8 protein-coding genes are annotated in these 11,165 nt (G+C 37.0%); 3 read left to right on the plus strand and 5 right to left on the minus strand.

Annotated features, from left to right (window positions below):
* Positions 1-2 precede the first annotated feature (2 nt).
* From AC0L3W_RS05915 to AC0L3W_RS05925, 3 genes are read right to left on the minus strand one after another with little or no spacing between them, the layout of a single operon-like run.
* Positions 3-1,244, minus strand: coding sequence for a hypothetical protein (locus AC0L3W_RS05915; protein ID WP_290038011.1), 1,242 nt, complete (start codon positions 1,242-1,244; stop codon positions 3-5).
* On the minus strand, positions 1,244-1,867 hold the full coding sequence (locus tag AC0L3W_RS05920) for a hypothetical protein (protein WP_290038010.1): 624 nt from the start codon (positions 1,865-1,867) through the stop codon (positions 1,244-1,246). Before AC0L3W_RS05920 ends, AC0L3W_RS05915 begins: the two co-directional genes overlap by 1 nt.
* The gene (locus AC0L3W_RS05925) at positions 1,860-5,582 is read right to left on the minus strand and encodes an ATP-binding protein (RefSeq protein WP_409439421.1); all 3,723 of its coding nucleotides are present in this window, start codon (positions 5,580-5,582) and stop codon (positions 1,860-1,862) included. The genes AC0L3W_RS05920 and AC0L3W_RS05925 overlap by 8 nt, the downstream gene beginning before the upstream one ends.
* A 499-nt stretch (positions 5,583-6,081) precedes the next feature.
* On the opposite strand from AC0L3W_RS05925, the gene AC0L3W_RS05930 reads away from it, so the two are divergent.
* On the plus strand, positions 6,082-7,206 hold the full coding sequence (locus AC0L3W_RS05930) for a conjugal transfer protein TraF (RefSeq protein WP_290038007.1): 1,125 nt from the start codon (positions 6,082-6,084) through the stop codon (positions 7,204-7,206).
* 147 nt (positions 7,207-7,353) lie between these two features.
* Here the strand turns inward: AC0L3W_RS05930 and AC0L3W_RS05935 are convergent, their stop codons facing one another.
* Complete coding sequence (locus AC0L3W_RS05935) at positions 7,354-7,893, minus strand: DUF1415 domain-containing protein (protein WP_409439420.1); 540 nt, start codon at positions 7,891-7,893, stop codon at positions 7,354-7,356.
* Between the two features lie 33 nt (positions 7,894-7,926).
* Positions 7,927-8,850, minus strand: coding sequence for a patatin-like phospholipase family protein (locus tag AC0L3W_RS05940; RefSeq protein WP_409439419.1), 924 nt, complete (start codon positions 8,848-8,850; stop codon positions 7,927-7,929).
* A 254-nt stretch (positions 8,851-9,104) separates the two neighbouring features.
* On the opposite strand from AC0L3W_RS05940, the gene AC0L3W_RS05945 reads away from it, so the two are divergent.
* A complete protein-coding gene (locus tag AC0L3W_RS05945) occupies positions 9,105-9,749 on the plus strand; it encodes a DUF2913 family protein (RefSeq protein ID WP_409439418.1) in 645 nt (214 codons plus the stop codon).
* 1 nt (position 9,750) lies between these two features.
* A complete protein-coding gene (locus AC0L3W_RS05950) occupies positions 9,751-11,142 on the plus strand; it encodes a hypothetical protein (protein WP_409439417.1) in 1,392 nt (463 codons plus the stop codon).
* The last annotated feature ends 23 nt before the right edge of the window (positions 11,143-11,165 follow it).

Here is an 11,165-nt window from a genome sequence, read left to right on the forward strand (position 1 = left end):
CGTTATTTAACTTTGACAACAATGTCACTGTAAGACCAGTTATGGGAAATACCTTCAAGCTGCTTCCCTTTTGGCTTGATGTCAATTAACGCTTGTTGTGCATTAGTTAATTTACAGTAGCTACTAAACACTAATTCAACCCAAGCTACAGGTTCGATATGTTGTTGTAATTGATGCCAATCAGCTAAAGCATTTTGCCAATATGAGACTGCTGAAACAGCATCACCAGTAGTGATCGCCATTTCAAACAAACGCTCTGTTTGTTCTTCGAAGTAATCATAACTAAAACTCATGGCGACATTTTCAATCACTTCCACTGACGAGGTTTCACGTGCACTCGGTTTGGTGACCGAGTTTAGTTTGCGTAATGACTGAACTATTCCCACTAAAGCATATTCATGAGCCGTTTCTTTAACGTTAATATATGACTTGATCGGCATTGCGGGTGCAAACCGTAAGCTTTCAGGTAAGTTTTTATCTTCGAATATATTTTCGTTAATTTCAAACTCAGGGTGTTTTTGGAGGTAACGTGCCATGTTACGTAACAGGCTCGCTTGTTTCTCATCACGTCTTAGCTTAAATAGACTCAATCGCATGCTATCAATGATATAACGTAAACGTGGTAGCGTTTGGTTAAACCAATAGATGAAACCACTTATTTTTCGGGCTAATTCAACAGGACAAGCCCAATCCATCCATTCATAACAGGTTTCAGGATCAATTTGTTGTAATTCCGTCAATAGCTTTTGCGCGTAGCTTAATGCACGTTCATTTTCTCGCACTTTAGCACTGATTGTAGTAACAAAACCAAACTGACTAGAGATAGCATAATGCATATTATCAAGACTAACATTCAGGTTATCTTTTGCTTCATAGAGAAGATCATCTAACTGATCTAAGTAATATTCAGCATCATCCTGTTGGTCATTGATCACCGACAAGCGATAATCGTTAACAGTGTCTGCCAACACATCAATCACTTTACCCATATCGGTAAGCTGACGGTAACTACTCTGCTTGCGCATTAAACGGTTTAACATTCGTTTAAGTTCAGCACTGACGCGATAATCACCAGGCTCATCATCTGGTCTTAGTAGTGATTTCTTATGAAGGGCTGCAATCTTTCTTGCCTCATCACCATCTCCCTGTACAGAGCCAAATACATAAGCCTCTGCTAATAATTGGTCATGAGCTCCTAACTGGCGTAATAACTCTGCAACGTCTTTCGTATCGTAACCAGCCATTAGAACAATAACTCTTCTTGTTGCTGCTCAACTGTTTCCGGTAATTCAATACGTTCAGAATCATTTAAAAATTCAATTAACAGATAGATTAGATCAAACTTAGCAGTGGCAAAATAACGGCTACTCCCTGCATTTTTACGTACGAAATACCCCATTTCTTCTAATTTATGAAAAACGAATACCAGTTGTTCACGGCTTTCTAATTTATTAGTTTTAAAAGGTCGAATCGATGTTAAGTGGCGCAATTGCTCACGTAAGGTTTGATCATGCTCGAACGGGTCAAATAATTCATTGATATTAATAATTGACTTTGCATGGATTGGTAAATCAGTTTGACTAGCCGTTAGGATTAGCTCTAAAAACTCAACTAATGGACGGAACATGCCACGAATGTCAGTGAACAATGCGGTTAATTCCGGCGTGTTGTCACTATCTACTTCGTTAAAAGTGCAATAAAAGGCATCAGCACTATCCAAAAAGGTTAATTGACGATCTAAATTACTTAAAAAGTCACTAACACGATCTTGGTTATCTTGAGCCTGCAGGAATAAAAATTCATCTGCAAAACCTGTTTCACAAATCACTTCACCTGTTAATAGTTTTTGAACGGTTTGCTTAAACATCTTGGCTCTCCAATTCAGTTGTTTGTGTCTGATTTGCTTGCTCTGCGACTTGTTTACGTTGCATTAACAGCTCATCTAATCGTGATGTTGGAATATGCGCATGGAATATTTTGTTATCTTTAATCTTATAATGTCGTTCATAGAGCGATAATATATGACGATCCGTTGAAGGAGATGCTGATAACATAGTGATCGCATTGTCATTAAACATAGTTAATAGCAGGTCGATATTTTCAGCGGCTAGTTCACCTAATTCATCTACGGGTAATATAATTTGTGTTTGAGCATCACTCTCACCACGTAACATGCCAAGAATACCTGCGTACAACGACAACATCGCTAAGTAAGAAAGTCCTGTTGAACTGATCTTTTTAAGCTGTCTTGCGTTTCGCGCATGCTTTAACTGCCCTTTTTCTGAGATTGTAAACTCAATATCAAACAATTGGTGATGTGCTAAAGCAAAGCCTTCACTTGGTAAATAAGCTGATAGTTTTTGCATAGCAACAATCAAATCATCAGGAATATCACCCACCCCTTCGCGCAAATCATCGCGGTATTTATCAAATAATTTAGCGAACTGTTGCAACGGTCCCCAATAATCTAACTCTTCCTGTTTCATCACCGTGTTTACATTGATATCGGCAAGCGCTTCAAAATGTGCCAGCTTGGTAACGTTATTAGATAGTTGTTTACCGATACTTTTAATACGGCGAGCAAAATGCTCAATATGTTGGTAAAACTCATTGATCATATTGGCGTTGACTGTCACTAATTGATAAGTATTTTTTTGTTTTTGCGCAGCACTACTTAACAAGTCAGCAATAGGATTTTGGTATTTAAAGAGACTTCTTGCACCTTTATAAATATCATTATCTGCTACCAACTTGATCCAGTTTTCGTATAGTTCACTATTTGCATTATTTTTAGCAAAGGCAGTATTAAATTGGGTAATCTGCGACTGTAAACGTTTATCGATAGTTTTAAACTGCTTGACCCAATCTCCACAGAAAGTCACTGTTAATTCTGCATTATTACTTGGCTCAGAACTGGACGCTAATGGTTCAATACCATATTGCTCACACTCTCGTTGTGCCAAACTTAGTTGCAGTAGCAGGTCCGCATCATCATTTAGTTGCTGCGATACTTTTTTCAATAGTTTTTGTTTTTCAGAAATTAAACTTGTTTTCTCAATGGTTAAATCTGACAAGCTATTTTCTAAACTACGTTTTTGTACTTCACGGTTTTGATTTTGTTCAACCAATTGATCACGATTGATATAACGGTTATTCATGAAGTCTTCGTATTCACGCGCTTTACGAGCCCACACCGCACACTCTTCAAGCTGTTGCATTAATTCAGCACGTTGTTTAATTCGTTTATCTACTTCGCCATCAGGGTCTAATTTATCTAAAGCTTTGTCACGTTGTTGCTTATAATCTTTTTGGCGAGTTTTAGCACTTTCTTGAATAGCAGCAAACTGTTCAGCCAATTGATCCAGTTGACTATCACGATCTGACTCAACCACCATACGTTGATCTAACATTTGATTATTTAATTCAAAGCGTTGTTCCTGCTGCAACTCTTTAAACTCAGTTAATTTGGCTTGTTGTTGTTTAATTTTGGTGTTTAACTTTTTAATATCATCTTCATAGGACGCAGCCGCTTGTTTCAGAAAGTGTTGCTTCTTGATAAGAAGATTATCTTGTTGTGTTTTAAATTGTTGACGTTGTAACTCAGTTTTTTGTAATGCTTGTTTACGCTCACTGATCACTAATTTCTGTTGTTCAATTTGTTTAGTTAAATCACTTATTTGACTAACAAACTGCTCTGATTTATCACTGAGTGATGCTATTTTATCGTCTATGTTGGTTAACTTTTCGCGTAACTCATTTTCATTAAGTTGCAGGTCGTTATCCTGTAACTGATCTAAATCTATTTGTAGACCAAATAAACTAGATACACCGCCTTGTTCAGCTACCCATTGTGGATTGAGATCTTTACGTGCTAACTGCTCTGCAGATAAGACACGACCGATGTTGTCTTTCCAGCCTTGCGCTTCATTTTCATGGCTTAAGAAATGATGTAATGAATTCGCTTCTGGTAACAATTGTAAATGCAGTTGTTGACGTGATTTTTTATGTTCATCTAACTGGCGATTATTTTTAGTATGTTGCTCCAAGACTAAAGTACGCTGTTTCTCTAAAGTATTGAGCTGCTCGTTATCACTACTTAACACTTGTAATAAGTCGCTCAAACGGTCTTTGACATCAGACATATTAAGTTGATTGCTCTCAATCTCTGCTTGTAAAGCAGGCTCGACACTGATGTTTTTCTGTGCAGACTCCGTGATCTTCAAGTCATTTTGTAATAACTGCAGATCCATATTGAGTTTCAAAAAGCTATCATTCAACTGTTCATTTAACTTACCTAGTTGACCTTGATAGGTTTCAGAAATGATTGATAATTGGGTATTAGCCTGTTCTTTAACGTTAGCGACCTGCTCGTGGTTACGTGCTTCATCTTTCACTTTCTGTAAGGTTAAGGTTTGTAATAAGGATTCGAACTTAGCCTGTACTTTGTTTAAATTTCCTTCAAAAGCTTCAATGATCTCATTAACATCATTTAAAGCCTGTTGGTAACGTGGCGCATTATCAGCTTGTAATTGAAAACTTGCTGCATCATTTTCATCAAACTTAAGCTTATCTTCATCTAACAGATCGATGCGACTTTGATCAGCTTCAATTTTAACCAATAGCTTATTGATATCGGTTTGTAATGATAAAGTTTGATCTTTGAGTTGTTTATCTAATTGAGTTATTTCATCACGAAGTTGGGATTTCTGTTGACTACGCTCTGTTTGTTTAAGATTAATGCTCTCTTGATGCGTTAACATCTCAACATGTAAGTGCTGTAGCTTAATTAATAAGTTATCTAACTGATTAAAATCTGTTTGCCATAGTGTGATTTTATCACTGACCTTTTGAATTGAACGACTAGCTTGAATATCCGCTAACCATAAACTGATATCTTGTTTATTCAGTGTTATCTGCTCTTTTTCCTGGCCTACACTACGTGCAATATGGTCACCCGCAATAGCCACCAGCATTTGTTTAACGGCATCAAAGTCAAGATTCTTCTCTATTGTGCCGTTCACAACTTTATCCAGGTGTGGTGTTGCCAAATCACTGAATGAAAAACGATTTTGTAGCTGACGAATCTCTTTAACCTTTCTACCGATACGCAGGTTTTGAATGACTTGGCGATACTTATCGACGCCCAAGTAAACTGAACACTCGACACCCAGTGAACGATATACACGTTCTACTTCTGCAACGCTTAACGGTATTTTATTTTCGCCAATGAAAATCTTGCTATCAAATCCACTGTCGATAAATTTAAACTGTACTCCACGACCGTCAGAACTGGCTAATGCCATACAGGTTTGACCGCCCGGACGTCGGTATTCATAAACCAACATACTTGAGTCTCTTGGTAAGTAATAATCAGCAAAGTTTTTAGCTTGATCTACTTTACTCACTATATCACTTGGGCGCATACCGTAAAAAAGTGGCAATAAACGCATCAAAGATGTTTTACCAGCACCATTTGTACCTTCTAATTGAGTATGTCCAGACAGATCCAGTTCATTCACTTGCCCCTTCCAAAAGCTATCGATAATAATAATACGTAATAATTGATAAGCTTGGTGTGCCATGAAGGTTCCTTGTAAACGAGAAATGGTTAAAAAATAAGATAAATTACGCGATATTCTGTACTGAGAAAAAGCAAAACATAAAAGACTACAATTTATAGTTGTTAAACTATTTTGTCGACTGCTTTTCAGACTAATGCAGTGCCAACCAGTATATTCACCGCATATCGAATTAACAGACAGAGTTGCGCATTCTAATCGCAGACATCATGCAATACAAATGCACTTTTAACATTGTCCACCAAACGACTAGATTAATTAATATTTTTAAATTATTTCTAGTTTATTGAAAATTAAACTACCCTTATTTAGGTATGTAAATTAAACTAAATACTCATTTATGGATACACTGCAAATTTTAGAAAATATAATGCACCTCAATTAATTGTATTATTATATTTAAATCATAAAGTTATATAACTTATAGCGTACTGGGACTAACAGCACTAACAAGGCCTTTGCGCCATGCTAACGATGCTATTTAAATTAGAAGGAACTAAATATGAGTAAAAAATCACTATTGGCTTTAGCTATTTTGAGTTCATTAGCCGCATCGAATGCCAGTGCATCAAATAAAATTGCAGATGCTCGAGGGAATGCCATGGGTAACACAGGTGTTGCATCCGCGGATTATTTGACGGCTCCCTTTTACAACCCAGCATTAGCTGCCAATTATCGTGATCACGATGATTTTGGTGTTTTTATAGGTATAGATGTTGCTGCCAGTGACAAAGATGATGCGATCAGCGAACTTGATGATCTTCAAGATAATATTGATGAACTAAATGATTCCGGTTCAAACGACACCACGGCTATTGATGCCAATCTTACTGAGTTAGATGGCTCACAGCCTGTACAAGTGAGTGCAGGTACAGGCATCGCCATTGCTTTACCTACTAAGCTTGTTTCTTCTAATTTATTTGTGCGTGGTTATGCTGAAATAATTGCACAAACAGATGTTACAAATGATTATGAAACATCTAACGTTGATTTTGTTGCTTTTGGTTATGTAGAAGCCGGTTTGGCCTTGGCTCAACAATATACAATAGCAGGTCAAGAGTTCTCCTTCGGTATTACTCCCAAATATCAACAGATGCGAACCTATGCACAAATAGCAACTGTAGAAAACTTTGATTTAGATGATTACGATGAAAGTGAAACATCAGAGAGCGCCTTTAACTTCGATTTAGGAGCCGTTTGGTATTTGGATAACTTCCGTACTGCGATTGCGGTTAAAGATCTTATAGCACAAGAGATCGATGTGATTGATACAAGTGGTGCAATCAATGGTAGCTATCATCTTGATACGCAAGTAACCCTTGGTGTTGCTTACAGTTCGGATTATTTTGTTGCAGCCATTGATGCAGACTTAACTAAGCAAAAGCGTTTCGAAGGGATTGGTACTGACGATGACACTCAATTCGTGCGTTTAGGTCTTGAAGGTAATGCTTGGGGTTGGGCTCAATTACGTGCAGGTTATGAAATCGATTTAGAAGAGACGCTTGATAACTCAATCACCGCGGGTATTGGTTTTAGCCCCTTTGATCTTGTGAGTTTAGATATTGCAGGGTCTTATGCCGGTGAGAATCAAGTGGGTGTATCTGCTAATTTAGCATTAACTTTTTAATATATCGGTAATTTATAATGGTTAAGTTAAGTCGAATGACATATTTAATAAGCATGTCATTCGACTTTATTTTTAATAAAAAACATTCGCTCGACTTAAGTCAATACCCTCATATCTATCTATTTTTTATTTTCTATTTTCTATTTTCTATTTAGCTAGCATACAACTAGCTAATAAATCAGCAAAAAAAGGAGTCCCCTTTTTATTCAAAAACTCAATGTTTCTTTCAGGTATAGCATCCACATCAGGGTGAGCTTCAATCGCTCTCTCCATACTGACTTCTCGAATAATATGCAAGGTTGGTAATGGCGAGCGATTACTATAATTTGAGGTTGCTTCTTCAGGGTCTCCCTCGAAACAATAATCAGGATGAAAATGAGCCAATTGATAAACACCTTCATAACGATTCATTTGTAAGTAATGATTAGCTAAGTACACGCAGTCTAAAAAGGCTTCAAAATCACTACAAGCTTCACTCAATATCAATAAGGTTGTTTCTACTGCTGGGTGCTCATCTAAATAGCGGCACTCCTCTAACAATTTATCTAACACCGTTTCAACATCTGTACTATTGTCATCAACATAACGAATACTGCCTCTATCAACTTCCCTACGTGCGAAGGGACAAATGTTATATTTGACGATGACTTTATTTACCCAAGCTTGAGTACTACTAATGGCGTTCACTTTTTATCCTTTAAACGGTAACTAATCAGGGGGTTAGGGTTGAATATTCTTTAATATTTTATCTGCACTTCGATAGCCAAGTTCAATCATCTCCTTGGCGCGATCGAACTCTAACGTCCCACAGGCGTTACGTGCTATCACGATATTATAATCGGCAGGATAAGCTGCTAACTTTAAACGTGCAATGGTGCCTTGCATCGCATCAAAAGCTTGGTCGGCAACATCGTAGGCAGCAATTGTCGAGGGTTTAGCTTCTGTGATACTAAGATTCTCACTTAACTGTTTAATGTAATGACCGATTTTTTGGTGGAAAGCAAGATCTTCAACCTCATTAATAACATCATTTAACGTATCAACTTCATCACAATTATAATTAAACTCACCAGCTAGGTTCACTGCAATAATAGCATCTGTATTATCACCAAACACTGGCGCAATCGGCACAGGGTTTAGTACACCACCATCTATCAATTGCACACCATCTTTTTCTACAGGTGTAAAAAATAAGGGCAATGAGATAGAGGCGCGGATCGCATCAAACAAACAACCTGAATTAATCCAAACCTCTTTTTCATTTTTAATATCAGCAGCCACCGCAGTATACTTTAAAGGCAACTCTTCAATCGTTTGGTCACCTAATAAGCCGACTAGGGTATTAATGATTTTATCGCCACGCAATAATCCACTAGAGGTCCATGAGATATCCAATAACGAGATAATAGATAATTTATCTAATCCACACACCCATTGTTCAAACTCTTTTAACTTTCCAGCGGCATAAACCCCACCGATCAACGCACCGATAGAACAACCAGAAATAGATTGAATTTCATAACCATGCTCAACTAACCACTTAATAATACCTATGTGTACCATTCCCCTAGCACCACCACTACCTAATACCAGTGATATTTTCTTGTTAGAAGGCGGTACCAATTTTAGACTGAAATTAGACATATAAAACCTAGTTAATCGAACATAGTAAGAGTGTAATCAAGTTTGCATTATTTTGCATTGATGTTATTAAAGCAAATTCACCTATTTCATATCAAAGAGTTGTTTTTTATACGATTTTTTTGCCCTCAAATCAATCACCTCCCTATTAGCTGTATTTATACTGAATATGAGTGTAATTTACTTTAACTTTACTTGTTCGTTTCTAGTTAGCCTGTCATAATTTTGTTATTACACTTTTTAATAGCAGGATCGTCATGACAAGTTTTTCAACATCAGTTCATCAAGTGGTTAGCGATGCATTAGCAGATTTAAACGAAGCACAAACGAAAGGAAAAATTCCTAAAAACCCACTTAGTGAAACACATTTCTTAGCAGCATGGACAACCAATGCAATCAAGAAAAAACGCTATGAAAGTGATGTGTTACCCACTTTGACGATTTGGCAACGCAAAGCTCGTAGTTTAGGTAAAAATGCAGCTCTTGTGACGACCTTCGCCGCGATTAAACGTACTTATGAACATGTGTTTGATGAAAGCCTGAGTGCAAAACCTGTTTATAAAACACAAGTTTCTGCACTCTGTGATCAATTGATTGCACAACAATGGATGGTAAATACTGATCTTGTTGTTGGCGAAAAACTAAATCGTCATAGCGGTGGCCAAGCATCTTTAATAATTTGCACTGAACAATTTGAATCGCACTTTGAAGATGGTTTGCTAGTGAAACCATTAAGCTTATATATTCGAGGAGATATTCCTGAAGCGCTAGCTGCGGCTTACCAACATACACTGTTATTACACAAGGTGACGGATTATAAGTCCAAAGTGAAATACCATGGCGAGTATATTATATACCCTGAAAACAGTGGCGAATTTTTACCAGAGCTACTAGAAGCATAAGATGTTTAACTCTCAACAGAGTTCTATATTAAGTGAACAAGAGTTACACCTTTTATTAAGCTCTGAGCAGACAGGTTATGGAGGTATTTTCCCCCTTTATAGCCTGATTGCTGTGGCAAACATTGATATTAAACAAAAGATCAGCGACCTCTCTACTCTCATCTTACAATTAAGTTCATCGCCATTAGGCAGTGCCGTTATTTTGAATAATAGTATTGAGTCACATGTTCAATGTGACTCCCTAATACAACTATTAAAAGAACGTGAAGACCTACAAATATTTTGGCTAGGTGAGTTACCTAGTATGGCGATAGACCTACCCAGTTTTGATCATTGTCAATCTACCCAACACTTACAGCAGGCAACAGAAGAATGGCAGCATAATAGCCTTACATTGTTCAATCGTTGGTTAAAACACTACAAGACAGGGTTAATATCGGAGTATCCACCAGCAAAAAGGCCTAAACAGTTGCAGGGATTAGATAACCTGTATATTTACACAGCAGAACAATCTCTCACTAATATTCATGACTTACAATTGTTGATTATAGATTTAAACACGCCAAACTTGCGTTTAATGGAAGTCTTAAACAACTTAATGAATCTTAAACAACGCCCTTTTTTAATGCTCTATGGAAAAATGCAAGCTAACTTAAGCCATGCGTTATATGATCTAACTAATAGCTTAGGATTTACTATTTTAGCAAGTTTAAGCCATATCCCAAATACGCAGCAATCACGTCAAATTTTGATTAGTTTATTTTCTAAAATTTATTTAAAGCACTTAATTCAACAACAAAAAACTGATATTTCAGCCCACCCATTATTTTTGATCGACCATCATACCGGGCAAATCGGTAATAAACCTAGTGCTCTACTTTGTCCCTATGGCATGAGCCAAAAACAAATCTCGTCAATTAAACTAGACAGTGACGCCAATAAAATAGTCAATGTAAAAAGCATATTCGATTGGTTTCCTGATGGAGTGAATTACGATCGTGCGTTATTGTTGGCTGAGCGCTTAAGTGGTGGTAAAAATCAAATTGATTTGTACATAAAGTACCCTCAATCTATCGCTAAACCTTCGCCGTTTTTCTCATTAATCGTCATGGCAAGGTTAAACAACTCAAAAATCTATTGGTTTATTGAAGATACACAATCGCTATCCATTGATATGTTAATGTCATTGCCTATTTCAGACATTATTTTTAGTAAAACACTCGCATTACAATTGTTTGACACACCTTCTCAATATCTATTTGATTTTATCCAAGCAGCACAACAACAAACAATCCGTTTAGGGGCGGTTATGGAATTTAATAAAGTCAGTATTGATGCCCTATCGTTGCATGGCATTGAATTTACACTTGACCCACACACTAGCGAATTTTAATCAACAATGCAGGTCAAACTACT

This window comes from Psychromonas sp. KJ10-5, assembly GCF_055808325.1.